20 protein-coding genes are annotated in these 25,944 nt (G+C 72.9%); 11 read left to right on the forward strand and 9 right to left on the reverse strand.

The annotated features are described in order from the left end of the window. Window positions 1-3: 3 nt before the first annotated feature. The 5 genes from BJ971_RS13630 (at window position 4) to BJ971_RS13650 (ending at window position 3,608) form a co-directional block, all read left to right on the forward strand. Window positions 4-306: a hypothetical protein gene (locus tag BJ971_RS13630; RefSeq protein ID WP_184993094.1), complete on the forward strand. Its 303-nt coding sequence runs from the start codon at window positions 4-6 to the stop codon at window positions 304-306. A gap of 9 nt (window positions 307-315) precedes the next feature. After that, entirely contained in the window at window positions 316-639 is a 324-nt protein-coding gene (locus BJ971_RS13635; protein WP_184993096.1) for a DUF3349 domain-containing protein, read from the forward strand. An 80-nt stretch (window positions 640-719) separates the two neighbouring features. Further along, window positions 720-1,136 carry a DUF1801 domain-containing protein gene (locus BJ971_RS13640; protein WP_184993098.1) on the forward strand — a complete coding sequence of 139 codons (417 nt, stop codon included), beginning with the start codon at window positions 720-722 and terminating at the stop codon, window positions 1,134-1,136. A gap of 98 nt (window positions 1,137-1,234) precedes the next feature. After that, window positions 1,235-2,392 (forward strand): hypothetical protein, encoded by a 1,158-nt coding sequence (locus tag BJ971_RS13645; RefSeq protein WP_184993101.1) that lies wholly within the window; start codon window positions 1,235-1,237, stop codon window positions 2,390-2,392. A gap of 61 nt (window positions 2,393-2,453) precedes the next feature. Further along, window positions 2,454-3,608 (forward strand): glycoside hydrolase family 3 N-terminal domain-containing protein, encoded by a 1,155-nt coding sequence (locus tag BJ971_RS13650; RefSeq protein WP_239087649.1) that lies wholly within the window; start codon window positions 2,454-2,456, stop codon window positions 3,606-3,608. Here BJ971_RS13650 and BJ971_RS13655 read toward each other — a convergent pair. The 4 genes from BJ971_RS13655 to BJ971_RS13670 are packed head-to-tail and all read right to left on the reverse strand — an operon-like array spanning window position 3,605 to window position 8,954. Then, window positions 3,605-4,849, reverse strand: a complete 1,245-nt coding sequence (locus tag BJ971_RS13655; protein ID WP_184993103.1) for a fibronectin type III domain-containing protein — start codon at window positions 4,847-4,849, stop codon at window positions 3,605-3,607. The two genes, BJ971_RS13650 and BJ971_RS13655, sit on opposite strands and share 4 nt — an antisense overlap. Before the next feature lie 56 nt (window positions 4,850-4,905). Further along, a complete protein-coding gene (locus tag BJ971_RS13660; RefSeq protein ID WP_184993105.1) occupies window positions 4,906-6,612 on the reverse strand; it encodes a glycerol-3-phosphate dehydrogenase/oxidase in 1,707 nt (568 codons plus the stop codon). Beyond that, window positions 6,605-8,122, reverse strand: a complete 1,518-nt coding sequence (gene glpK / locus BJ971_RS13665) for a glycerol kinase GlpK (protein WP_184993106.1) — start codon at window positions 8,120-8,122, stop codon at window positions 6,605-6,607. Before glpK (BJ971_RS13665) ends, BJ971_RS13660 begins: the two co-directional genes overlap by 8 nt. Beyond that, window positions 8,115-8,954, reverse strand: a complete 840-nt coding sequence (locus BJ971_RS13670; RefSeq protein WP_184993108.1) for an MIP/aquaporin family protein — start codon at window positions 8,952-8,954, stop codon at window positions 8,115-8,117. Before BJ971_RS13670 ends, glpK (BJ971_RS13665) begins: the two co-directional genes overlap by 8 nt. Before the next feature lie 125 nt (window positions 8,955-9,079). On the opposite strand from BJ971_RS13670, the gene BJ971_RS13675 reads away from it, so the two are divergent. Further along, window positions 9,080-9,835 carry an IclR family transcriptional regulator gene (locus BJ971_RS13675; protein WP_184993110.1) on the forward strand — a complete coding sequence of 252 codons (756 nt, stop codon included), beginning with the start codon at window positions 9,080-9,082 and terminating at the stop codon, window positions 9,833-9,835. A 17-nt stretch (window positions 9,836-9,852) separates the two neighbouring features. Next, window positions 9,853-11,346, forward strand: coding sequence for a glycerol kinase GlpK (gene glpK, locus BJ971_RS13680; protein WP_184993112.1), 1,494 nt, complete (start codon window positions 9,853-9,855; stop codon window positions 11,344-11,346). Between the two features lie 42 nt (window positions 11,347-11,388). Here the strand turns inward: glpK (BJ971_RS13680) and BJ971_RS13685 are convergent, their stop codons facing one another. Next, complete coding sequence (locus BJ971_RS13685; RefSeq protein ID WP_184993114.1) at window positions 11,389-12,045, reverse strand: esterase/lipase family protein; 657 nt, start codon at window positions 12,043-12,045, stop codon at window positions 11,389-11,391. Window positions 12,046-12,191: 146 nt separating this feature from the next. Between BJ971_RS13685 and BJ971_RS42095 the strand changes: the two genes are divergently transcribed. Then, on the forward strand, window positions 12,192-14,387 hold the full coding sequence (locus BJ971_RS42095; RefSeq protein ID WP_184993116.1) for a helix-turn-helix domain-containing protein: 2,196 nt from the start codon (window positions 12,192-12,194) through the stop codon (window positions 14,385-14,387). Between the two features lie 3 nt (window positions 14,388-14,390). Here BJ971_RS42095 and BJ971_RS13695 read toward each other — a convergent pair whose 3' ends face one another. Then, on the reverse strand, window positions 14,391-15,485 hold the full coding sequence (locus tag BJ971_RS13695) for a glycerophosphodiester phosphodiesterase (RefSeq protein ID WP_184993118.1): 1,095 nt from the start codon (window positions 15,483-15,485) through the stop codon (window positions 14,391-14,393). Between the two features lie 272 nt (window positions 15,486-15,757). Here BJ971_RS13695 and BJ971_RS13700 point away from each other — a divergent pair, with 272 nt between their 5' ends. Then, a complete protein-coding gene (locus tag BJ971_RS13700) occupies window positions 15,758-16,357 on the forward strand; it encodes a DUF6392 family protein (protein ID WP_184993120.1) in 600 nt (199 codons plus the stop codon). Window positions 16,358-16,361: 4 nt separating this feature from the next. Here the strand turns inward: BJ971_RS13700 and BJ971_RS13705 are convergent, their stop codons facing one another. After that, entirely contained in the window at window positions 16,362-19,295 is a 2,934-nt protein-coding gene (locus tag BJ971_RS13705) for a glycine--tRNA ligase (protein WP_184993128.1), read from the reverse strand. 11 nt (window positions 19,296-19,306) lie between these two features. Then, on the reverse strand, window positions 19,307-20,830 hold the full coding sequence (locus BJ971_RS13710) for a sensor domain-containing diguanylate cyclase (protein ID WP_239087810.1): 1,524 nt from the start codon (window positions 20,828-20,830) through the stop codon (window positions 19,307-19,309). Between the two features lie 149 nt (window positions 20,831-20,979). Between BJ971_RS13710 and BJ971_RS13715 the strand changes: the two genes are divergently transcribed. Then, window positions 20,980-22,347, forward strand: coding sequence for a UDP-glucose dehydrogenase family protein (locus tag BJ971_RS13715; protein WP_184993130.1), 1,368 nt, complete (start codon window positions 20,980-20,982; stop codon window positions 22,345-22,347). 24 nt (window positions 22,348-22,371) lie between these two features. On the opposite strand, the gene BJ971_RS13720 is transcribed toward BJ971_RS13715, so the two are convergent. Next, window positions 22,372-23,025, reverse strand: a complete 654-nt coding sequence (locus BJ971_RS13720) for a copper homeostasis protein CutC (RefSeq protein WP_260414957.1) — start codon at window positions 23,023-23,025, stop codon at window positions 22,372-22,374. 249 nt (window positions 23,026-23,274) lie between these two features. Here BJ971_RS13720 and BJ971_RS13725 point away from each other — a divergent pair, with 249 nt between their 5' ends. Continuing rightward, window positions 23,275-25,833 carry a LamG-like jellyroll fold domain-containing protein gene (locus BJ971_RS13725; RefSeq protein WP_184993134.1) on the forward strand — a complete coding sequence of 853 codons (2,559 nt, stop codon included), beginning with the start codon at window positions 23,275-23,277 and terminating at the stop codon, window positions 25,831-25,833. Window positions 25,834-25,944: the final 111 nt, after the last annotated feature.

The raw sequence follows: 25,944 nt of genomic DNA on the forward strand, positions 1-25,944 counted from the left end.
GGCATGCACAACCTGGGATTCGCCCTCGCGGGCGCCTGGAAGGTCCTGCTCGCGAGCGTCCTGCTCGGCGCCGGCCTGCCGATCCTGTTCGCGCTGGGCGTCCGGGCCCTGGCGTACGGCGCGGGCGGCGACGCCGAGCCGGGCGTGCCCGGGCCGCCGCCCCGCCGGATCGGCACGGTGACCGGCTATCTCCTGTTCGGGATCGTGGTGCTGGGCGTCCTGCTGGGTATCGCCTACATCGTGGCCGGCGGCTTCGGCAAGACGCTGAGCTTCCAGCACTTCCATCCGGCGATCGTGGACAAGTAGCGGCAACCCATGACCGATCTGCGTACCAACTTCATGACCCGTGCCGTCGAGTGGCTGCGGGCCGGCTATCCGGCGGGCATCCCGCGCCAGGACTACGTCGCGCTGCTCGGCGTGCTGCGGCGCCGGATGACCGAGGACGAGGTCCGGCAGATCGCGGTCGACCTCGCGGACCAGTCGGTGCTGGCCGGCGACGACCCGATCAGCACCGAGGACATCGAGCAGATGATCAGCGCGTCGCTGCTCCAGGAGGCCACCCCGGAGGACGTGGTCCGGGTCTCGGCCCGGCTCGCCACCGGCGGCTGGCCGCTGGTGGACCCGCCCACCGCCGAGTGATCCGCGGCTGGGATGTGGCGGCGGTCACATTCGGCGGGTTAGGCTCGCCGGGTGTCACCGTGGGAGATGGTGAGCTGATCATGTCCGGCCCCAAGACGGTACGGACCGGCGCCAGTGTCGGCGACTTCCTGGCCGCCGTGCCGGACCCGAAGCGCCGCGCGGACGCCCAGGCCGTCTGCGCGCTGATGGCGCAGGCCACCGGGGTGGCGCCGGAGATGTGGGGCCCCGCCATCGTGGGCTTCGGCACCTACCACTACCGGTACGCCTCCGGGCAGGAGGGCGACTGGCCGCCGGTGGGGCTCTCGCCGCGCAAGAGCGCCATGACGATCTACATCTCGGCCGGCTTCGAGCAGGAGATCCTCGACCGGCTCGGGCCGTATCGCCTCGGCAGGTCGTGCCTGTACCTCAGGCGGCTCGCGGACGTCGACCTCGACGTGCTCCGCGAGCTGGTCGCGGACGGTTTCCGCAAGCTGGACGGCAAGACACTGGCGCCCTGAGCGGCGAATTCTCCCGAGATTCGCCGGACCTTGATCTGTTGTGGGAGCGCTTCCGTACTAGGGGGCGAGGTCCTACGACAGGAAGGCTCAGGCGAAGAATGATTTCCTCCCGTACCACCGCACGTCGCTGGCAGATCGCCGGCGTCGGCGCGGTCGCCGTGGCACTCGTCGGCGTCGGCCTGGGTGTCGCGTCCGCCGACGAGACCAGCGCCCCCACGGTGAGCTGCCCCGCCGTCGCGGGTGCGCTCGGCGCCGTTCCGGCCCGCGCGACCGCGGAGATCGAGCGCAACCTGGCACTGCTCAACACCCAGATCGCCGAGGCCAACAAGCGGCTGGTGACCAGCGCCGGTGAGGGCGGCCCCAACTTCATCCAGAACGCCATCCTCGGACCTCTGAAGGACAAGCGGGTCGCCACCATCAACCGGATGGCCACGGCGATCGGGCGCAGCGCGCCGAAACCGAACCTCGACGTCAACGGCCTGGCCACCTGCTCGCTGAACCAGAACGGTGGCGGCGTCGCCGCGCCCGAGCCGGCCCAGGTGCCGGCCGCGGACCCCGCCGAGGAGGACGCGGCGGGTGCCGCACCGACGGTGAACTGCCCGGCGGTGGCCGGCGCGCTCGGCGCGGTCCCGGCGCAGGCACAGGCCGAGATCGAGCGCAACCTGGCGCTGCTCAACACGCAGATCGCCGAGGCGAACAAGCGGCTGGCCTCCAGCGTCGGCGAGGGTGGCCCGAACTTCATCCAGAACGCGATCCTCGGCCCGCTGAAGGACAAGCGCGTCGCGACCATCAACCGGATGGCCACGGCGATCGGGCGCAACGCGGCGAAGCCGGTCCTCGACGTCAACGGCCTGGCGACCTGCTCGCTGAACCAGAACGGCGGCGGCGTCGCGGCTCCCGAGCCGACCGCTGTACCGGCCGCCGGCAACGCCGGCAATGCGGGTAACGCCGGCAACGCGGGCGCGGCACCCACCGTGAACTGCCCGGCCGTGACCGGGCTGCCGGTCATCCCGGCGCAGGCGGCGGCGGAGGTCACCCGCAACCTGGAGCTGCTCGACACGCAGATCGCCGAGGCGAACAAGCGGCTCGCCTCGACGGTGGGCGAGGGTGGCCCGAACTTCATCCAGAACGCGATCCTCGGCCCGCTGGAGGACAAGCGGTTCGCGGTGCTGAACCGCATCGAGACCGCGATCGGCCGCGCCGCGGCCAAGCCGGAGGGCCTGGAGCGGTTCGCACCCTGCTCTCTCAACAAGTAGTAGGACCGCCGAGCGGCGGGGCCACCACCACGGTGGCCCCGCCGTTCTACATTGGGCGCCGATGACGATCATGCGGTGGTGTCTCGCGGCGGCCGCGCTGGTCCCGCTCGTGGTCGTCGGCGCGGAGACACCCGCGGTCCGGCCGCCCGCCACCTCCTCGGCGCCGGTGCCCGCCGGCACGTTTCCGCCGTGCGTGTCGGCGGCCGTCGGTGCGCTGTCGCTGGAGGAGCGCGCCGGTCAGCTGCTCATGGTGGGCGTACCGGCGAACGCGCCGCGCGGGCTCGGCGGGCTCGTGGCCCGCTACCACCTCGGTGGCGCCTTCCTGTCCGGGCGCAGCGTTCGCCCCGCCGCCGATCTCCGTGGCGACCTCGCGGCGTTGCGGCGCCGCGTCGAACCGCCCCTGCTGGTGGCGGTCGACCAGGAGGGCGGCAGCGTGCAGACCCTCAAGGGTCCCGACTTCCCGCTGATCCCGTCGGCGCGGCGACTGGGCGCCGGGCCGAAGGCCGTGCTGCGCGACACCGTTCGTGACAACGCGGGGCGGCTGGCCCGGATCGGTGTGTCGGTCAATCTGGCGCCGGTGGCCGACACGGTGCCGGCGGGTCTGGGTGAGGGCAACCCGCCGATCGGGGCGTTCCACCGGGAGTACGGCTCGGATCCCGTGCGGGTCGCCGAGGACGTCCGTACGGTGGTGCCGGCGTCGCAGGGTGCGGGTGTGCTGACGATCCTCAAGCATTTCCCGGGGCTGGGCCGGGTGCGTGCCAACACCGACACGTCGACCCGGGCAGTCGATCGCACCGCGACCGTCGGCGACGCGTATCTGGAGCCGTTCGTGGCCGGGATCGACGCGGGCTCGGCCGGGGTGATGATCTCGTCGGCGTCCTATCCGCGGCTGGACCCGGAGGCCATCGCGGCGTTCTCGCGGCCGATCGTCACGGGGCTGCTGCGCGACCGTCTCGGCTACACCGGCCTGATCATGTCCGACGACCTCGGCGCGGCGGACGCCGTCGAGTCGGTGCCGACCGGCGACCGGGCCGTGCGCTTCGTGGACGCGGGCGGCGACCTGGTGCTGACGATCCGGCCGCAGAACGTCGGCCCGATGATCGCGGCGCTGCTCGCCGCCGCGCGCGGGTCACCGGTCTTCGCCGACCGGGTGACCGACGCCGCCGCCCACGTCCTGCACGCCAAGTACCGCGCCGGCCTGCTCAGCTGCGCCTAGCCTGTCGGCGTCGGAGTCGGCGCCGGCCCGTACGGCACCATCGAGCTGTAACTGGCGTTCCACGCCGCGTCGTACGCGATGACCCGGACCATCGGGCCGCCGCCGCTGTTCACGGTGACCGTCGCGGTCGGCTCGCTGACCTTGGCGAGCACCCGGACCTCGTCGATGTTGACGGTCAGGAGCACGTGGTACTCGACCACGCCGACGTTGTCGGTCGCGGGTGTCCAGCTCAGGATCCCCCGGCCGTCCGCGGTCTGCCCGGTCAGCACCGGGTTGCCGGGTTTCGAGGGCGGTACCGCGTCGTCGCCGGACCTGGGATAGCTGGGCGGCTGCGGGATGCTGGTCCGCGGTGAGATCGGCGAGAGGTTGCCGGCCGCGTCGCGCGCCGCGACCGCGTAGTGGATGGTCGCCGCCGTCGGGCTGATCGTCAGGGTGATCGGCCCGGTGCCGGTGACCGTGCGCACCGGGTACTGCTGGTAGAACTGTTCGCCCTGGTAGACGACGTAGTCGACAACGCCGACGTTGTCGATCGTCGCCAGCCAGGAGAGCGTCACTGTGGTCGGCGTGACCTCGACGACGCGGGGCCGCCCCGGGGTGAGCGGCGCCTGGGTGTCCGGCGTGGTGGCGGCGTACGACCCGACCGAGACGTCGTCGAACGTGGCGTCGGTGTAGGTCGTGGCGAGTCCGGCCCGGCCGCGGGCGAGCCGGGTGTCGGTGGCCCGCAGCAGCGGCTCGCCGTTGACCACGCCGAGCAGGGTGGTGCCCTTGACGACCAGGGTCAGGTACCGCCAGATCTGCGTGGCGGCCGGATAGGCCGCGGTGGCGAGGGTCGTCGACCGGCCGCCGGACACCCGGCCGAGCTCGACGGTGTTGTCGGCGCGGGTCGTCAGGTAGTAGTGGCTGCCGTCGCCCTGCACCCGGGCCTGCACGCCGGCCGAGGAGCCCGCGTCGCGGTAGGCGGCGGGCCGGACCCGGACGGAGACCGCGTAGTCGGACCAGGACGCCTCGCCGGCCCGGGCCACGGCTCTGGCGCCGGTGTCGGCCTGGCGCAGGCTCTGCTCGGCGACCGACCAGGCGCCGCCGGAGGTGCGCCAGCCGGCGGCGTCGCCGTCGGAGAAGTCGTCGCTGAACAGCACCGGCGCCGCCGCGAAGGCCGCGGTGGCCGGCCCGGTCAGGATCATCGCGGCCGCCAGGCCGGCGCCGGCGATCCGGCGCGTCCAGGTGTGAAAGGTTGCCCCCATTCCCGGGAGCCTAATGAGACATATTTGTGACAGTCAATGTTTCGAAGCGGTTTCGGTCAGGGCGTGCGCAGGGGTACGACGTCCGGGGCGCCCAGGCGCGCGGCGTCGGCCGTCTCGTCGTCCGGCTGCTCCTGCGACGCGCGTTCCGCCTCCACCCGCAGCCGGTAGTGCCGCACCTCCCGTTCCGTCTGCTCGGCGGTCCAGCCCAGCACCGGGCCCATCAGCTCCGCCGCGACCGGTGCGGCGGCGATGCCGCGGTCGAACGTCCCGATCGAGATCCGGGTGCGCCGGGTGAGCGCGTCCTCCAGGTGCCGTGCGCCCTCGTGGCTTGCCGCGTAGACCAGCTCCGCGCGCAGATGGTCCTCCGCGCCCTCGACCGGCCGGCCCAGGCCCGGATCGGCCCGGATCAGGTCGAGGAGCTCGTTGATCAGGGAGCCGTACCGGCCGAGCAGGTGCTCCACCCGGGCCACGTGCAGGCCGGAGGAGTCCGCCAGCAGCCGGCGGCGGTTCCACAGCGCGGTGTACCCCTCGGCGCCCAGCAGCGGCACCCGCTCCGTGCACGAGCGGGGCACCGAGCGGCCGAGGCCGTGCACCGCGGCGTCCACCGCGTCGCGGGCCATCACCCGGTACGTCGTGTACTTGCCGCCCGCCACCACGACCAGCCCCGGCGTCGGGCTGGCGACGGTGTGCTCGCGGGACAGCTTCGAGGTGGACTCCGACTCGCCGGAGAGCAGCGGGCGCAGCCCGGCGTAGACGCCCTGCACGTCGGTCCGGCTCAGCGGCGTCGCCAGCACCCGGTTGACCTGGTCGAGCAGGTAGTCGATGTCGGTGCTGGACGCGGCCGGGTGCGCCTTGTCCAGGGTCCAGTCGGTGTCGGTGGTGCCGATGATCCAGTGCCGGCCCCACGGGATGATGAACAGCACGCTGGACGGGGTGCGGCTGATCAGGCCCGTTGAGGACTGGATGCGGTCCCGGGGCACGATCAGGTGGATGCCCTTGGACGCCCGCACGTGGAACTGGCCGCGCTCGCCGACCAGCGCCTGGGTGTCGTCGGTCCACACGCCCGTCGCGTTGATGATCTGCTGGGCCCGCACCTCGAACACGTTGTCGTGTTCCAGGTCGTGCACCCGCACGCCGGTGACGCGCTCGCCCTCGCGCAGGAAGCCCACCACCTCGGTACGGGACGTGACGTGCGCGCCGTACGCCGCGGCCGTGCGGGCCAGGAACATGGTGTGCCGGGCATCGTCGAGCTGGGCGTCGTAGTACTGCAGCGCACCGACCAGCGCGTCGCGCCGCAGCGCCGGGCAGACCCGCAGCGCGCCGCGCCGCGAGAGGTGCCGGTGGCGCGGCAGTCCGGGCGCGGCCGCGGCCATCGTGTCGTAGAGCAGCACCCCGGCGCCCGCGTAGAGCCGCTCCCAGCCGCGGTGTTGCAGGGGGTAGAGGAACGGGACCGGCCGGGCCAGGTGCGGCGCGAGCCGGGTGAGTATCAGGCCGCGTTCCCGCAGCGCCTCGCGGACCAGGGCGAAGTCCAGCATCTCCAGGTAGCGCAGGCCGCCGTGGATGAGCTTGCTGGACCGGCTGGACGTGCCCGAGGCGAAGTCGCGCGCCTCGAGCAGGCCGACGGAGAGACCGCGGGTGGCGGCGTCGAGGGCGCAGCCCGCGCCCACCACACCGCCACCCACGACCAGTACGTCGACCTCGCTGTCGGCCAGCGCGGAGAGTGCGGCTTCCCGGCTGGCTGGAGAGAGAGCGATGTCAGTCAACGTCGACCCAATCGAGAGTTCGCTGCACGGCCTTCTTCCACCTGCCGTATCCCTGTTCCCGTTGTTCCGGCGTCCATGCGGGCTGCCACCGCCGCGACTCGTTCCAGTTCTCCCGCAGCTCGTCGGTCGACTTCCAGAAGCCGACCGCCAGCCCGGCCGCGTAGGCGGCGCCGAGCGCGGTGGTCTCGGCCACGACCGGCCGGCTCACCGCGACGCCGAGCACGTCCGCCTGGATCTGCATGCACAGCTCGTTGGCGGTGATGCCGCCGTCCACCTTGAGCACGTCCAGGGTGACGCCGGAGTCCTGCGCCATCGCCTCGACCACGTCGCGGCTCTGGTAGCAGATCGACTCCAGGGCGGCCCGGGCCAGGTGCGCGCCGGTGTTGAAGCGCGACAGCCCGACGATCGCGCCGCGGGCGTCGGAGCGCCAGTAGGGCGCGAAGAGCCCGGAGAACGCCGGTACGAAGTAGACGCCGCCGGTGTCCGGCACCGTCGCGGCGAGGGTCTCGCTCTCCGACGCCTCGTTGATGATGTGAAGCTGGTCGCGCAGCCACTGCACGGCCGAGCCGGTGACCGCGATCGAGCCCTCGAGGGCGTACACCGCCGGGGCGTCGCCGAGCTTGTAGCAGACCGTGGTGAGCAGGCCGTTGTTCGAGCGCACCAGCTCCGTCCCGGTGTTGAGCAGCATGAAGTTGCCCGTACCGTAGGTGTTCTTGGCCTCGCCCGGCGCGAAGCAGACCTGGCCGACCGTGGCCGCCTGCTGGTCGCCGAGGTCGCCGGTGAGCGGGACGTCGCCGCCGAGCGGGCCGGGCGCGTGCGCCACGCCGTAGGTGTTCGGGTCCGACGACGGCCGGATCTCCGGCAGCATCTGCCGCGGGATGCCGAAGAACGAGAGCAGCTCGTCGTCCCAGTCCAGGGTCTCGAGGTTCATCAACATGGTGCGGCTGGCGTTCGTCACGTCGGTGATGTGGTTGCCGCCGTCGACGCCGCCGGTGAGGTGCCAGAGCAGCCAGCTGTCGGTGTTGCCGAAGACCGCGTCGCCGCGCTCGGCCGCCGCGCGGACCCCGTCGACGTTCTCCAGGATCCACTGGATCTTGCCGCCGGAGAAGTAGGTGGCCGGCGGCAGCCCGGCCTTGCGGCGGATGACGTCGCCGCGGCCGTCGCGGTCCAGCGCCGAGGCGATCCGGTCGGTGCGGGTGTCCTGCCAGACGATCGCGTTGTAGTACGGGCGCCCGGTGCGCCGGTCCCACACCACCGTGGTCTCGCGCTGGTTGGTGACGCCCAGCGCGGCCAGGTCGCTCGCCTGGAGGTTGGCCTGCTGCATCGCGGTACGGATGACCGAGACGGTCCGGTCCCAGATCTCGATCGGGTTGTGCTCCACCCAGCCGGCCTGCGGCAGGATCTGCTGGTGCTCGAGCTGATGGCGGCCGACCTCGTTCCCACCGTGGTCGAAGATCATGAATCGGGTGCTGGTCGTGCCCTGGTCAACAGCGGCGACGAAATCAGCCACGGTTTGCCTCCACGTTCTCGTTCGGCGGGGTCGGAAGTCTGCCCGGTTCCTGCGGGCCGGCCGTCGGAAGAAACCGTCCTACCAGTGCCTGGTAGAGACCGGCGCCCACGATTCCGCCGACGATCGGGCCGATGATCGGGACCCAGAAGTACAGATAACCCGTCTGGTCCCGGAATGCGCCACCGTATCCGGTCAGGAAACTGGCGAGTCGCGGCCCGAAGTCACGCGCGGGGTTGATCGCGTAGCCGGCGTTGGTGCCCCAGGCCATGCCGATGGCCACGACGATCAGGCCGATGATGAACGGCGCCAGGTTGGCGCCCGGGGGAGTGGCCGCGGCGTCGGTGACCGCAAGGATGAGGAACAGCAGGATGGCGGTGCCGATGACCTGGTCGCGCAGCGCGCCCCACTCGTTGACCGGCAATGTCCCATTGCCCGGCAGGGTGGAGAACACCCCTTGCGTCTTGATGGTGAGGCCGGGGTCGGCCGCGTGCAGCGCCTCGGTGTAGTTCCAGCGCACCAGCAGCGCGGCGGCGAACGCGCCGAGGAACTGGGCGCCGCAGTAGGGCGCCACCTTGCGCCACTCGAAGCCCTTGAAGACCGCGAGCGCGACGGTGACCGCCGGGTTGAGGTGCGCGCCGCTGATCCGGCCCGCGACGTATACGCCGAACGTGACGCCCAGGCCCCAGGCCCAGGCGATGCTGTCGTGGTCGCCGAAGCCGCCGGCCACCACCTGCGCGACGACGCCGACGCCGAAGAGGATGAGGATCAGAGTCCCGGCGAACTCGGCCACGAGCTCGCCGAGCAGTCCCGGGATCTTCAGTCGTTCTGCCATGTGCCCTCCAGGTCCGATGTGACCCGACGCTATGGACGCATCGGTGCACCGGCAATGAACGGCGTTCGGCATTGTCGAACGCTCAGCGTGCGCACTCCGTAACTGATTGGCATAGCATCCGAAACGTGCCCGGCACGGTGCAGTCGATCGAGCGTGCGGCCGCGATCCTGCGGATGCTCGCCGGTGGCACCGGCCGTCTCGGCCTCGGGGAGATCGCGAAATCCCTCGATCTCGCCAAGGGGACGACCCACGGCATCCTGCGCACGCTGCAAGGCGTCGGCTTCGTCGAACAGGACCGGGTGTCCGGCCGGTACCAGCTCGGCGCGGCCCTGCTACATCTCGGCACCAGCTATCTCGACATCAACGAACTGCGCTCCCGATCGATCAACTGGGCGGACCCGCTCGCCGCGCGCAGCGGCGAGGCCGTCCGGATCGGCACCGTGCTGGAGGGCCGGGTGCTGGTCGTGCACCACGTCTTCCGTCCCGACGACACGTTCCAGACCCTGGAGGTCGGCTCGCTCCTTCCGCTGCACGCCACCGCGCTGGGCAAGGTGCTGCTCGCGTACCGGTCCGCGTTGCCGCCCGCGGAGCTCGAACGGTTCACCCGGCGCACGGTCGTGTCGCCCCGCGAACTCGCCGCGGCCCTCGAACAGGTCCGGCTGGCGGGGTGGGGCGCGGAGATCGAGGAGCTGACCCTCGGCGAGGCGGCGATCGCCGCGCCGATCCGGGGGTACGGCGGCCTGGTCGTCGGCGCGATCGGCGTCTCCGGGCTCGTCGAGCGCATGTGCGACACCAGGTACCGGCCGCACCCGCGACTGGTCGGCTACGTCCGGGACGCCGCCCGCGCGGTCTCCCGGGATCTCGGGGCCGCCCGGCACTGAGAACAGGGGAGGCATCCATGACCGAGCGCTACGTGGTCGCCATCGACCAGGGCACCACCTCCACGCGGTGCATCGTGTTCGATCGCCACGGCCAGCTCGTCTCCCTGGCTCAGCAGGAGCACAAGCAGTACTTCCCCCGGCCCGGCTGGGTCGAGCACGACGCGGCGGAGATCTGGCGCAACGTCGAGCGGCTGGGGCCGTTGGCTCTGCAGCGGGCCGGTATCACCACCGAGCAGGTCGCCGCCGTCGGGATCGCCAACCAGCGGGAGACCACAGTGCTCTGGGACCGGCGCACCGGCGTGCCGGTCGGCCGGGCCATCGTCTGGCAGGACACCCGCACCGACGGCCTGGTCAACGCGCTGCTGGCCGCGCCCGGCGCCGACGAGGTGCAGGAGTGCTGCGGCCTGCCACTGGCCACCTACTTCTCCGGACCGCGGATGAGCTGGATGCTTGATCACACGCCCGGGCTGCGGGCCCGCGCCGAGCGCGGCGAGGTGCTCTTCGGCACGATGGAGACCTGGCTGATCTGGAACCTCACCGGCGGCCTGCACGTCACCGACGTCACCAACGCCAGCCGCACGATGCTGCTGGACGTGCGCAGCCTGCGCTGGTCGGCGCGGGCCTGCGAGTTCTTCGGCATACCCCCGGCGATGCTGCCGGAGGTGCGGCCGTCGGTCGCGGTCTTCGGCACGGCGGCGGCCGCGTTCCCGGGCGTACGGATCGGCGCCGCGCTCGGCGACCAGCAGGCCGCTCTGTTCGGCCAGACCTGCTTCACGCCCGGCGAGGCCAAGTGCACCTACGGCACCGGAAGCTTCCTGCTGCTCAACACCGGTACGGAGCTGGTCCGCTCGACGCACGGGCTGCTCACCACCGTCGCGTACCAGCTCGCCGGCGAGCCCGCGCAGTACGCCCTGGAGGGCTCGATCGCGATCACCGGCTCGCTGGTCCAGTGGTTCCGCGACCAGCTCGAACTGATCGCGAGCGCGCCGGAGATCGAGACCCTGGCGCGCACGGTCGGCGACAACGGCGGCTGCTACATCGTCCCGGCCTTCTCCGGCCTGTACGCACCGTACTGGCGCAGCGAGGCCCGCGGCGTCATCGTCGGCCTGACCTCCTACATCACCAAGGGCCACCTGGCCCGGGCGGTCCTGGAGGCGACCGCCTGGCAGACCCGCGAGGTCGTCGACGCGATGAACGCCAACTCCGGGCTGACCCTCAAGACGCTCAAGGTCGACGGCGGCATGACCGCGGACAACCTGCTGATGCAGTACATCGCCGACGTGCTGGACGTGCCGGTGGTCCGCCCGCTGGCCAGCGAGACGGTGTCGCTGGGCGCCGCGTACGCCGCGGGCCTCGCGGTCGGCTACTGGCCGGACCTCGAGGACCTCCGGCGCAACTGGCACCGGGCGGCACAGTGGATGCCGGCGATGGACCCGGACCTGCGCGACCGCGAGTACGACAACTGGCGCCGCGCCGTCGAACGCACCTTCGACTGGATCAAGCCGGCGTGACCACACGGCCGGCCGGCTTGATCCAGTCGAGTCAGGCGGCGGTCAGCTGCTCAGGAAGCTGCGGACCTGGGAGAGCACCGTGGTGTCGGTGAGGTAGCCGAGGTGGGTCTCGCAGAGCACCGCGTTGTTGGTGGCTCCGCTGAGGACAGTGCTGGTGTAGGGGATGATGATGCCGTCGCACGCGGAGTACCAGGTGGCGTACCGCGTCGCGCCGGGGGTCTCGTCGCCGGCGCTGAGGGTGTTGATGAACGACGAGCCGGGGTACATCTGCTGGCAGGTGATGTAGATCAGGCAGGCGCCGGCGTACGTGGTGCCGTGGTTGGCGCCGGCCAGCGAGGCCAGGTGGTTGACGTACTGCGCGCCGCCGAGCTGCTTGAGGTACCAGAGGCTGACCAGGCCGCCCATCGAGTGGTTCACGATGTCGACCTTGGCGGCGCCGGTGCGGCTGCGTACCTGGCTGACGAAGGTGGCCAGTCCGCGGGCGTTTGTCACGTTGTCGCCGTAGGAGTTGTACTCGTAGGCGTACAGCTCGCTGCTGCTGTAGCCGGCGGCCCGGAACACGCTCTGGGCGGTGGCCCAGTTCGAGGCGCTGCCGGTGTAGCCGTGCACGAAGACGACCGGGGTGCGGGCGGCCGCGGCGGCGGGGGCGGCGGGCGCGACCGCGAACGCGGCCACGGCGGCGAGCAGGATTGCGAACATCCGACGCAAGGGGAACCTCCAAGGCGGGGCATCGATGGTCTTCGCAGCCTGCGACGGCAACAGTTTTGACACATCGGTGAAATCACCGGCCTTGCGCTGCCGGGTGATCGACCCGGAAACTTGGGCGCATGGTAATTGCACCATTAGTGCAAGAAGCCCTCGATGACGGTGCCTGCCGGGAACTGCTGGCCGAGCGCCTTCCCGGCCTGCCCGAGGAGCTGGTCACCGCCCTGATCCGGCTCGCGGGCGGCGACCCCGACGTCCTCATCGAGCTCGCCGGGACGCTCACGCCCGGGCAGATCCGCGGCAGCGTGCCGCCGCCGTGCACCCTGCCGCTGACCAGCCGGCTCGGGCGCTCCTGCCGTGCCGCGGTCGCCGGGCTGCCCGGCCCGGCCCGGCGCGCCCTGCTGCTGGCCGCGGCGGACCCGGACCTGACCGCCGGGGAACTGCTGGCCGTGACCGGCGAGCAGGACCTCGTCGCCGCCGAGCAGGCCTGCCTGGTCACGGTCACCCCGGCCGGGGTGCAGTTCCTGCCGGCCGTGCTGCGCGCGGTCGTGTACTACGACGCGCCGCACGCGCGGCGCCGGGCCGCGCACCTGGACCTCGCCGGGCTGCTCGGCCGGCGCGGCGAGCGGCTGCGCGCCCTGGTGCACCGCGCCGCCGCGGCGGGCGGCAGCGACGAGGGCCTGGCCCGGGAGCTGTTCGCGGCGGCCGCCGACGGGCCGGCCCGCACGGCGTCGGCCGCTTACCGGTACGCCGCGGAGCTGACCACCGCGGCCGAGTTCGCCGTCGAGGCCCTCGCGGCCGCCGCCCGGCAGGCCTGGCTGGCGGGGGAGCGGCAGCAGGCCCGGCTGCTGCTGCGCCGGGCCGGGCGCAGCCCGCAGGCGCCGGCGCACGCGCACGCCCTACGCCTGGCCGGCGAGATGGATCTTCGCGAGGGCGCCGCCGCCGCCGCCCGGGACACCCTGCTGACCGCGGCGGCGGAGCTGTCGTCGCGGGACTTCCCCGCCGCGCTGGAGGCCCTGCTGCTGGCCGGCGAGGCGGTGCACCTGGCCGGCGGGCAGGGCGGTTACTGCCGGCTTGCCCGGCGGATCCTCGCCAGGCGCACGCCCGGCGAGCCGGACCCGGTGGCGCAGGCCCGCCACCAGATCGCCGGGCTCACCGCCATGTACGAGGGCGACCACGACGCCGCCTTCACGCACCTGCGCGACGTGCTGCGCACGGCGCCGGTGGTCGCGGACCCCGTCGCGCTGATCCGGGCCGCCAACGCCGCGGTGCTGCTCGGCGACGCGCCCGTGGCCCGCGTGCTCGCCGGCCGGGCGGTCGACCTGGCCCGGGACCGCGGCGCGGTGACGCTGGTGCCGCAGGGGCTCGAGGTGGCGGCCTTCGCCGGGCTGGCGGCCGGGCACCACGACGCCGCCCTGGCCGCGGCGACCGAGGGCGCGGCGCTGGCCCGGGCCACCGGGCAGCCCGGCCTGGCGCAGAACCACCTCGGCGTCCTCGCCGTGCTGGCGGCCCTCGTCGGCGACCGGGACACCTGCATGCTGCGGATCCGCGCCGCCGGGGTGTACGACAGCGCCAACGGCCCGGGGCAGGCGCGCGCCTTCTGCGAGTGGGCGCTGGCGCTGCTCGACCTGGTCGAGGGGCGGCCCCGGGCAGCGCTGCACCGGCTGGACTCGATCTTCGTCGGGCCCGCCGGCCGCGGCAGCCTGGTCGTGCAGGTGGCGGCGACCCCGCACCTGATCGAGGCGTACTGGCGCTGCGACCCGCCGCCACATACCCCGCCGGTGGCGCGTACCGCGGTGCTGGACGGGGCCTTCGAGCCGTTCGACCGCTGGGCCGCCGGGACCGGGCAGCCCTACTGGCTGGCGCTGCGCGCCCGCTGCCGGGCACTGCGCGCGGCGGATCCGCACGCCGCGGAGGAGTACTTCCAGGAGGCGCTGCGCGAGCACCGGCGCGGCGACGCCGACTTCGCCCGCGCGCACACCGAGTTGCTCTTCGGCCGCGACCTGCGCCGCCGGCGCCGGCCGGGCGCCGCCCGCGAGCACCTGCGCCGGGCCGAGGAGACGTTCCGGCTGCTGGACGCGGCGCCGTGGGCGGCGCAGGCCGACGTCGAGCTGCGCGCCGCCGGCGCGCCCGTAGCGCCGCGGCCCGTGTCCGCGGCCCGCGGGCTGACCGCTCAGCAGGAGCGGATCGCCCGGCTGGTGGCCGACGGCGCCACCAACCGGGAGGTGGCCGAGCAGCTCTTCCTCAGCCCCCGGACGATCGACCACCACCTGCGCAACGTCTTCGCCCGGCTCGGCGTGCGCTCGCGCACCGAGCTGGCCCGCCGCCTGGGCTGAGCCCTACACGTGCGCGAAGGCCGTGGCGCGGGCGAGCGCGCCGATGTCGGCCTGATCGGTGAAGAGCCCGTCCACGCCGGTCCGCAGGAACGTGACCTGCTCGTCGATGGCCCGGCCGTACGCGTTCGGGTCGGTGCCGACGCGGTAGTCGGCCGGCAGGAACTGGTTCTCCGCCCGGAACGTGTACGGCATGACCTTGAGCCCGGCCGCGTGCGCGTCGCCGACCAGCGTGCTCGGCGTGCCGAGGGTTCCGTCCGCCCGGCGGGGGATGACCTGGCCCTTCTCGGGGCCGATGCCGTCGGCGAAGCGGGACAGCCGCCGCAGCCCGGCCGGCGTCAGGTACTCGGCGTAGCTCGTCGGGTCCTCGAAGGGCCCGCCCGCCGCGCCGGTCAGGAACACGATCGGCGCGCGCAGCCGGTGCTCCTCGCGCAGGCTCTTCAGGTTGCCCGCCTCGAAGGACTGCACGAACACGGGCGCGCCCGGCCGGTCCAGGCCGGCGCGGCGCAGGGCACGCACCAGCGGCGTCTCCAGGTCGAGGCCGAGGCGGCGGAAGTAGGTCGGGTGCTTGGTCTCCGGGTAGACGCCGATCTCCCGGTCCAGCTCCCGAGACAGCCGCTTGCGCAGGTCGAGGACCTCCTGGAGGGTCGGCACCCGGAAGAGCCCGTTGTAGAGGGTGTTGTGCTGGCGCACCTGCGGGATGCGCTCGACCGCCCGCAGCGTCCGCAGCTCGGCCAGGGTGAAGTCGTGGGTGAACCAGCCGGTCACCGGCGTGCCGTCGAGCACGACGGTGCGCCGGCGCGACGCGAACTCGGGCCGCGACGCGACGTCGGTGGTGCCGCCGATCTCCGGCTCGTGCCGGGCGACCAGGACGTGGTCGCTCGTGGCGACCAGGTCGGGCTCGATGAAGTCGGCGCCGAGCCGGGCGGCCAGCTCGTACGAGGCGAGGGTGTGCTCGGGCCGGTAGCCGGAGGCGCCCCGGTGGCCCAGGACCAGCGGATGCCGCCGGCGCGTGGCGAGCGCGGGCGTGGCGCCCGCGAGCACGGCCGGTACGCCGGCGGCCAGCGCGCCGAAGCGCAGCACCTCTCGGCGGTCTGCCACGGTTCCTCCACGGGATCCGCCGGCGACCGTCGCCGGAACTCCCGCGGCCGAGTCCAGGCGATCTCTTCGACGACGAGGCGAAGTCGCCGTGGCGGACAGGCGAACGCCGCTGATCGAATTCGGCGCCGGGTGTACCCGGGCGGCATCCGGGGAAGGGTTCAGGTGGTCCGGACCGGAACGGGCCAATGACCCTTCATCCCTTGAGGTCGATAAGGGGTGGGCTTAGGGTGGTGGTCCGAACGCTCACCGTGAAAGGCCTTTGTGGAGTCATCATGGGATTTCTCGAGCGTCGCACCGATCAAACGCCCCGCCCCGACGACCGGTACGGGCCCAAGCCCGGCCCGCGCGGCGGTTCCAACGATCCGCTCCACGACGCGATACCGGCCCGCCGCGTGCCGGCCGGCCCGGTCCGGCGCACCGACCTGACGGTGCTGCTCGGCCGGACCGTGCTCGAGGCGCGGGTGCAGCAGGTCTGCCGGGAGTACGGCCTGATACCGCGCTCCGGTGCCGCCGGCTCGGGGCTGTCCCGCTCCTACCTGGCCCGCGCCGCCGGCGTGGAGCTCGCCGCCGACGCACACGGCGTGATCACCACGGTCTTCCTGCACTTTCACGGCGACGACGGCTTCACCTCGTACTCCGGTGAGATACCCGGCGGCGCCGGCAGCGTGGCCCGCCGGGCACACCTGTGGGCGATGCTGGGCCGCCCGGACGAGCAGGGCGCGCCCTACCGCGACCGCTTCCTTGGCGACTACGGCCCGTGGGACCGGTGGGTGCTGGCCGGCTTCGTGATGCACGCACAGTTCGCCGTCGACGCCGAGAGCCTCGACCGGGTCACCCTGACCCTTCCGGAACGCCTGCCGCGCGCCGCGTAGCCGGTCAGAGCCGCAGCTGGGGCCAGTCCAGCAGGTCCGAGCCCAGGTCGCGCACGCACGCCAGCAGGCCGAGCCGGGCGGCGCGCACCGCCGGGTCGTCGGCCATCACGAACACGTCGTCGAAGAAGGCGTGCACCGGCCGGGTGATCCGGCCCGCGACCGCGGTGAAGCCGCTCAGGTCGGCCGGGGCCGGCTCCGCGCGCACGGCCCGCACGGCCTCGTGCAGGGTGACCTCGGCCGGCTCCTTGAGCAGCGCCGGGTCGTAGGCCGCCGCCGTGCCGTCCGGGACGATGCGGCGGGCGCGCTGGATCGCCTCGGCGAGCGCCAGGAACTCCGGCTCCGCGCTGAGCCGGCCGAGCTGGGCCAGCAGCAGGTCCGCGAACGACGGGCGGCCGGCGTGCGGCAGCACCGCGCGGACCCGGTCGACCGGGTGACCCTCCTCGACCAGCACCTGCTCGAGGCGCCGGGCCAGGAACTCACCCGCGTCGGCCGGCACCCGCGCCGCCACCTCGACCGGCTGCGCTGCCGCCGCGGCCGTCAGCGCCTCGGTGAGGCTGATGCCGGACAGGGCCGGGTGCGCCCGGTGCACGGCGATCAGGCCGAGCACGGCCCGGCGTACGGCGAAGGGGTCGCTGCTGCCGGTCGGCAGCCCGACCGTCGCGGCCAGGCCGGCCACCAGGTCGAGCCGGTCGGCGAGCGACAGCAGCGCGCCCGCCACGCCGGCGGGCAGGTCGTCCCCGGCGTGGCGGGGCAGTTCGGCCTCGTAGACCGCCTGCGCCACCGCCCGGGTCTCGCCCGCGTTGAGGGCGTAGTCGCGGGCCATCACCCCGGCCAGGCCGGTCATCTCGGTGACCAGCTGGGAGCCCAGGTCGAACTTCACCAGGGCGGCGGCCCGCAGCAGCGTCGGCGACGGCTCGTCCGCCAGGGTCGTGGCGAGCGCGGCGATCCGGTCCGCGCGGTCGGCCATCGAGCCGAGCTTGTCGGTGAACGTGAGCCGCCGCAGCCGCTCGCGCATCGCCGCCGGCGGGGTCTGCCGGTCGGCGCGGTAGAAGAACGCCGCGTCCTCGTACCGGGCACGCAGCACCGCCTCGTTGCCTGCCCGGACCAGCTCCACGTCGACCTGGCCGTTGGCGACCGTGACGAACATCGGCAGCAGGGCGCCGTCGGCGTCGCGGACCGCCAGGTAGCGCTGGTGCTTGCGCATCACCGTGGTCAGCACGGCCGCCGGCAGCTCGAGGTAGCGCTCGTCGAACGTGCCGAGCAACGGCGTCGGCTGCTCCACCAGGTAGGTGATCGTCTCGATCAGCGCGTCCTCGCCCGCGAGGTCGATCCGGCCGGTGTCCCAGACCAGGTCCTGCGCGCCGGTCACGATCAGCTCGCGGCGGTCCTCGGCGTCGGCGACGACGCCGTTGATCGCCAGCGTCTCCATGAAGGTCTCGGCGGACGCCACGCTGACCCGCGGCGCCGCGGCGGTGCGCAGCACCCGGGTCTCCCGGCCGGCGCGCAGCGCAGAGACGGCGACCGGCACGACGTCGTCGCCCCAGAGCGCGACGAGCCAGCGGATCGGGCGGGTGAAGGACAGGCCCGGGTCGCTCCAGCGCATGTTCTTCGCCGAGCGCAGGCCGCCGGCGACCTTCGCGAGCACCTCGCCGAGCACGGCGGGTGCCGCGCGTCCGGCCTCGTGGCGTTCCACGACCAGATGCGGTACGCCGTTGAAGTCGGCCGTCCGCAGCGAGTCCGCGGAAACACCCTGCGAGCGCGCGAAGCCGGCGACCGCCTGCTCCGGCGCGGTGGCCTTCGGGCCCTTCACCGTACGGACGTGGTCGTCCTCGCGCGCGGCGACCTCGCCGACGACGGCGATCAGGCGCCGCGGGGTGGCGTGCACGCGGACGTCGCCGTGCCCGAGCCGGGTGGCGCCGAGCCGCTCGGTCAGCTCGCGCAGCAGCTGCGCCCGGGCGGCGCGGGCCTCGCCCGGCGGCATCTCCTCGGTGCCGATCTCGAAGACCAGCGTCCGCGGCCCGGTGCCGGGCGGCGCCTCCTCGGACACGACCGCCGGCGGGAGCGGGGTGACCACGCCGAGCGGATGGCTCAGCTCCTCGCGGCGGGCCTGCCACAGCCTGGCGACGTCGCCGGCGAGGCGGCGCATGCGGGCGAATTCGGCGGCGCGGTCGGCGGTGGAGACGGCGCCGCGGGAGTCCAGGACGTTGAAGGCCTGCGAGCACTTGAGGACGTAGGTGTGCGCGGGCACCGGCAGGCCGGCGTCGAGGAGTCGTTGTGCCTCGGCGGCGTAGATCTCCAGGAGCCGCCGATTGGCGTCGACGTCGGCGTCGTCGAGGTAGTACCGCGACATCTCGTATTCGCTCTGGCCGAAGACCTCGCCGTAGCTGATGCCGGGCGAATACTCGATTTCCTTGAAATGCTGTTTGTTCTGCAACGCCATGACGATGCGTTCGATGCCGTAGGTGATCTCGACGGAGGGTGGGTCGAGGTTGAGGCCGCCGGCTTGCTGGAAGTAGGTGAACTGGGTGATCTCGAGGCCGTCGAGCCAGACTTCCCAGCCCAGGCCCCAGGCGCCGAGTGCGGGGGATGCCCAGTTGTCCTCGACGAAGCGGACGTCGTGTGCGGTGACGTCGATGCCGAGTGCGGTGAGGCTGCCGAGGTAGAGCTCTTGGGGGTTGCCGGGGTCGGGTTTGAGGATGACCTGGAGTTGGGTGTGTGTCTGTAGGCGGTTGGGGTTTTCGCCGTATCGGGAGTCGTCGGGTCGTACGGAGGGTTCGACGTAGACGACGCGCCAGGGTTCGGGTCCGAGTACGCGCAGGAAGGTGGCCGGGTTGAGGGTCCCGGCGCCGACCTCGGTGTTCATCGGCTGGACGGTCAGGCAGCCCTGAGCCGTCCAGTACGCCGTCAACCGGGCCAGCGCTTCCTGCATCGTGAGCATGGAGGCCAAGTCTAGTGAGACGGGCCTCCGCCCGGCTCGGTCGACGTCGAGGCGGTACGCACCCCGCCACCCTGGCGCTTGGCCAGGTACATGGCGGCGTCCGCGCCCCGCATCAGGCTCGGCATGTTGTTCGCGTGCGGCGGGAGCAGCGCGACGCCGATGCTCGCGCCCACCCGGATCACGCCGCCGTCGATGTCGTACGGCTCGGACAGTCGCGCGTGTATCCGCGCGGCGATCGCGGTCGCGGCGGTCAGGTCGGGGTTGCCGGCCAGCAGGATCGCGAACTCGTCGCCGCCGAGGCGGGCCACGATGTCGTGGTCGCGCACCTCGGCCTGCAGTCGCCGGCCGACCTGGTGCAGCAGGGCGTCGCCGGCGTGGTGCCCGACGGTGTCGTTGACCCGCTTGAAGCCGTCCAGGTCGAGCAGGAGCAGCCCGAGGCTGCCGGAGTTCGTCAGGGCGGCCACGACCTCACGCTCCGCGCGCTCCAGCAGGTGCGAGCGGTTCGGCAGCCCGGTCAGCCCGTCGTGGTACGCCTGGCGGGTCAGCTCCGCGACGTGCTGCCGCTCGGCCTGGCGCAGCCGGGCGCTGTCGACGATCAGCGTGCCCTCCATCGCCACCTGCTGTGCGAGGCTGCGGTCGCGGCCGGTCCAGTGCCGGGTGGTGCCGGAGTCGCCGCACATGACCACCCCGACCGGGCCGGAGGCGGACATCAGCGGGATCGCGATGAACGAGCTCAGCTGGAGCGTCTCGGCGAATCCGCCCGGCCGGACCTCGGCCCGGGTGACGTCGCCGACCAGCAGCGGGCCGTTGAGCAGCTGCATCGCCTGCCAGGCGGGCGAGTCCGCGGCGACCTTGCCGAGCAGGCTGCCGGCGATCTCCGCGGTCATCTGCTCGGTCAGGCCGACGCCGGCGGCGTAGCGGATCCGGCCGTCGGGCCCGATCAGGTGCAGGGCGGCCCGCTCGGTCCGGAACGCCTCGCCGGTGGCCTTGGCCAGCAGCCGGCCGGCGTCCTCGACGCTTGTCGCGGAGGTGCCCTCCTCGAAGAGCCGCCGGATGGTGCTGTTTGCGTGCGTCACGTACTGGTGGTGCCGCTCGGCGGCGAGAACCTGGAGGGTCGAGGCGAGCTGGAGGGCGATCATGCTCGTCACGTTCGTCCGCAGCTCGGTCATGGCGGTGCCGGTGAGCACGAGCACGCCCAGCGTCTGGCCGCCGATGCGCAGCCGGATGGCCATCCGGTCGCCGTGCTGCACCGGGGGCGCGGCCGCCGAGACCCGGAACACGCGACCCGCGACGGTGACGTCGTCGGCCGCGGCGTCGGCGTACTTGGCCTCCAGCAGCAGCCGGCCGTCGTCGGGCTCGAGGGCGAAGACGGACGCGGAGCGCATGCCGCAGGAGCCGGAGAGCCGGCTGGCGATGATCGAGAGCATGTGCGCGACCGAGGGGATGTCCCTGGTCATAGCCTCGGTCAGGTCATGATGCAGCCGGGCTTGATCGTCGAGGACGATCGTCGCCAGCTCGGTAGCCGTCGAACCCATGGTTAGCACCTCGTTGCCCAGAGTCACGCCAGGGTGATCGGCAGGGACGCGACGCGCCTGAGGATCCTGGTGATGCGGGGCACGGGACCCGACGGATTACCGTGCAGCGATCGGGGGCAGCCGCCCGGCGGAACGAAGGGGAGTGCGGCATGAGGGTGTGTGTGGTCGGAACTGGTTACGTGGGGCTCACCACCGGTGTCAGCCTGGCCTTTCTCGGTCACGACGTCACCTGCGTCGATCTGGACCAGGAAAAGGTCGACCTGCTCTCGGGCGGCCGGTCGCCGATCTACGAGCCGCACATGGAGGCGCTGCTTGTCGACGCGGCCGAGCGGATGATCTTCACCACCGACTACAGCGCGGCCGTGCCCGGCGCGGACGTCGTGTTCATCGCGGTGCAGACCCCCTCGCTGCCCGACGGCAACCCGGACCTGAAGTACCTGCGCGCGGCCGCGGAGAGTGTCGGCCGTCACATCGACGGCGAGTTCACCGTGGTGGTCAACAAGTCGACGGTGCCGATCGGCAGCAGCAACTGGGTCGACTCGATCCTGCGGGAGTCGTTCGAGCGGACCCACGAGCGGCGCAGCGACGGCGAGTTCTCGGTCGCCTCGAACCCGGAGTTCCTGCGCCAGGGCGCGGCGATCCAGGACACCCTCTACCCGGACCGGATCGTCGTCGGCTCCGACAACCCCCGCAGCCTCGACGTGCTCAACCGCCTCTACCGCACCATCCTCAACCAGACGTTCACGCCGCCCACCTACCTGCCGCGGCCGGCCGGGCTCGGCGCCGTGCCGATGGTCTCCACCGACCTGGCCTCGGCCGAGCTGATCAAGTACGCCGCGAACGCGTTCCTGGCCCTGAAGATCAGCTTCGCGAACGAGATCGGCCAGCTGGCCGGCCGGGTCGGCGCGGACATCTCCCAGGTCACCCGCGGCATCGGCCTGGACACCCGGATCGGGCCGCGCTTCCTCCAGCCCGGCATCGGCTGGGGCGGCTCCTGCTTCGGCAAGGACACCGCGGCCCTGATCGCCACCAGCGCCGAGTACCACCACGACATGCCGATCGTCTCCGCCGCCCGCGAGGTCAACAAGCTCCAGCGCCGGCTGGTGGTGGACCGGCTGCTGGGTGAGCTGCGCATCGTCAAGGGGCGCCGGATCGGCCTGCTCGGGCTCGCGTTCAAGCCCGAGACCGACGACATGCGCGACGCGCCGGCGCTGGACATCGCCCGCATGCTCATCGACCGCGGCGCGCGGGTGCGCCTGCACGACCCGGTCGCCGCCGAGCGCCTGCGCCGCGAGCAGCCGGACCTGGCGGCCCACCTGGCCGACGACGTCGAGGACGTCTTCGACGACAGCGACGCGGTGGTGCTGGTCACCGAGTGGGCGCAGTACCTGGACCTGGACTGGGCGAAGCTGGCCCCGCTGATGCGCACGCCGGTGATCCTGGACGGCCGGCACTGCCTCGACCCCGGGCGCCTCACCAAGCTCGGCTACCGCTACCTGTCGCTCACCGGCCGCTGACCCGCACGCGGGTCCGGCCGCCGGTCAGGGCAGTGCGGCGCGCCAGGCGCGGACCAGGTCCGCGTCCACCGGGAGGTCCCAGCGGCCGTCCGGGCGCACCGCGCTGCCCGTGTGGAACGCGTCCACCCCGGCCGCCAGCAGCGGGCCGAGGTGGTGGTGGCGCAGCCCGCCGCCGGCCAGGACCCTCGGCCGGGAGGCCGCCTCCGCGCCCAGGACGGGCAGGCCCTCCGCGACGCTCGCCGGGCCGCCCGCGGTGAGCACGAAGTCCAGGCCGGGCAGCCCGACGAGTGCCCGCCGGGCGGCCGCGCGGTCCGCGGCGTGGTCCAGCGCCCGGTGGAAGGTCCACCGGCAGCCCTCGATCGCGGCCAGCACGGCCTTGACCGCCACCAGGTCGACGGCGGCCCGCGCGTCGAGGAAACCCAGGACGAACTCGTCGGCCCCGGCGGCGCGCAGCTCAGCGGCGGCGTCGATCAGGGCGTCCGGGTCGCTCAGCCCGTACCCGTCCTCGGCGCGCAGCATGACGCGGACGCCGATGCCGACCGCCGCCCGGACTTCCGCGAAGGTCGCGAGGCTCGGGGTCAGGCCCTGCCGGCTCATGTCGGCGACCAGCTCGACCCGGTCGGCGCCGCCGTCCTGCGCGGCGAGCGCATCGACGGCGTTCAGTGCGATGACTTCCAAGATCGATTCTGGCACCGCGGCATCGTCGCACACCCCGCTGGGTGCGCTGCCCGTTCGTATGCGCGTCCATGGTGGAAAGTGTCGGACCATCGAGGTTCTTCGCTCGAAACCTTGACGTGATCTGAGCAGTCTTGTTGGACTGTGTTCACTCCCGGGTGGTCTCCCGCAGGCGCTCCATGTGATTTTCGTCCAAGGTGGAGCGCCGGTCGACGCTGCCCGCGTTCTTTCCCACCGAGAGGACTTTCGCGCATGACCGCACCTTGGATCCTCCGGCGGCGGGCCGTCGCGGTGGCCGCCGTCACGGTACTGACCGTCGGCACCGCGGGCGCCGCCGGCGCCGCGCCGTCCCCCGGCGTCCCCGCACCCGCCGCCGCGCCCGCGCTGGTCGCCGCGCCGGCGCCGGCCGCCGCGCCGGCCTGGCGCAAGGGCATCGCGCCCGTCGCGACGCCGTGGACCGACCGGGTCGGCCCCGGCAACGCGCTGCCCGAATATCCCCGGCCCCAGCTGGTCCGCGACAGCTGGCAGAACCTCAACGGCGTCTGGGAGTTCGCCAAGGCCGCCGTCGGCGAGGCGCCGCCCGTCGGCCGGGAGCTCGGCGAGCGGGTCCTGGTGCCGTACCCGATCGAGTCCGCGCTCTCCGGGATTCAGCGCCGCGAGGACCGGATGTTCTACCGCCGCGCCTTCACGGTGCCCGCCGGCTGGCGGGTCGGCCAGGGCCGGCGGCTGCTGCTGCACTTCGGCGCGGTCGACTACGACGCGAAGGTGTGGGTCAACGGCACCCAGGTCGCGACCCACCGGGGCGGCTACGACGGCTTCGACGTCGACGTCACCGACGCGCTCACCTCCGCGGGCCCGCAGGAGCTGATCGTCTGGGCCGAGGACCTCACCGACGCCACCGGCCAGCCCATCGGCAAGCAGCGCCGGACCTCCGACCGCGGCATCTTCTACCAGGGCAGCTCCGGCATCTGGCGCACGGTCTGGATGGAGCCGGTCGCCGACTCCAGCATCTCGTCGCTCGCGACGACCCCGGACCTGGCGGCCTCCGACCTCAAGATCAAGGTGAACGCCGTGGGCGGCGAGGGCCTCACCGTCCGCGCCGTCGCGCGGGGCAACGGCCGGGTGGCCGGCCGGGTCACCGGCGCCGCGAACGCGGATCTGCGGCTGCCGGTGCCCGACGCCAAGCTCTGGTCGCCGGACTCGCCGTTCCTGTACGACCTCGAGGTCACCCTGCTGCGCGGCGGCAAGGCCGTCGACACCGTGCGGTCGTACTTCGGCATGCGGGAGATCGGCACGAAGAAGGGCGCCGACGGCAAGCTGCGCATCGCGCTCAACGGCGAGATCCTGTTCAACATGGCCACCCTGGACCAGGGATTCTGGCCCGACGGCCTGAACACCGCGCCCACCGACGCGGCCCTGAAGTTCGACCTGCGCCAGCACAAGGAGATGGGCTTCAACGCGGTGCGCAAGCACATCAAGGTCGAGCCCGACCGCTGGTACTACTGGGCCGACCGGCTGGGCCTGATGGTCTGGCAGGACATGCCGGCCGCCAACACCGGGCCGATCCCCGAGCCGTGGCGCGGCCAGTTCGAGTCGGAGCTGCACGAGATGGTCCGCGAGCACCAGAGCTGGACCTCGATCGTGGCCTGGGTGCCCTTCAACGAGGGCTGGGGCGAGTGGGACCGCGCCGCGACCGGCCGCATCGCCGACGAGGTGAAGGCGCAGGACCCGAGCCGGCTGGTCAACGCGCACAGCGGCGTGAACTGCTGCAACTCCCACGGCGACTCCGGCAGGGGCGACGTGGTCGACTTCCACCAGTACCTCGGCCCGGCCTCGCCGGCGCCCGAGGAGAACCGGGTGTCGATCGACGGGGAGCACGGCGGCTTCGGCCTCAAGACGTCCAACCACATGTGGTTCGGCGACGGGCAGGCGTACGAGATGGAGCCGGACTCGGCGACCCTGACCCGCAAGTACGTGGAGAACCAGAAGGCCGTCATCAGCTCGGCACGCTCGTGCGGCATCAGCGCGGCCATCTACACCCAGATCACCGACGTCGAGGGCGAGCTCAACGGCTTCTGGACCTATGACCGGCAGGTGGCCAAGATGGACCTCAAGCAGGTCCGCGCGGTCAACCGGGAGATCATCGCGAAGGCCGACGGCACCGCGGGCAACCTGCCGCAGCCGCCGCCGGGCACGCCGGGGCTCACCGGCGTCGCGTTCTACCCGCTGGACGGCACGGCCGAGGACGCGGCGGGCGACCACGACGCCACGGCGGTCGGCGGACCGGCGTACGTGACCGGGAGGTCGGGCCAGGGTCTTGACCTCAACGGGTCCACCCAGTTCCTCGACGCCGGCGCGCCGGTGCTGGACACGGCCTCGGACTACACCGCCTCCGCCTGGGTGAAGCTCGACAAGGTCGACGGCGCGTTCCAGACGGCGGTGAGCCAGGACGGGCCGTCCAACAGCGACTTCTTCCTGCAGTACTCCGGCGCCGACCAGCGCTTCGCGATGAGCTTCGCCGGCGTACGGGCGCTGGGGCCGGCCCGGCCGGAGGTGGGCCGCTGGTACCACCTGACCGGGGTGCGCGACAGCGTCCGGGGCGAGCTGCGGCTCTACGTCGACGGCGAGCCCGCCGGGCGGGCCGGAGCCTGCATGCCGCAGGCGGCGGCGACCGGCAACACGGTGATCGGCCGCGGCCGGTACGGCGGCAACCCGGTCGACTACCTCGACGGCACGATCGACCAGGTGCACCTCTACGACCGGGCGCTGTCCGCCGCGGAGATCAAGGAGCTCTACGACTCGGGCCGGTAGCGGCCGCGGCGGGTCCCGTGCGAACGGGGCCCGCCGCGGTAATTGTTGCGGCAAGTTTCCGGAAGGTTGAAGATGATGAACATCGATGTCTTCGCCGAGGTCCGGGAGGCG

This window comes from Amorphoplanes digitatis, assembly GCF_014205335.1.
In the GTDB taxonomy this organism is placed as follows: domain Bacteria; phylum Actinomycetota; class Actinomycetes; order Mycobacteriales; family Micromonosporaceae; genus Actinoplanes; species Actinoplanes digitatus.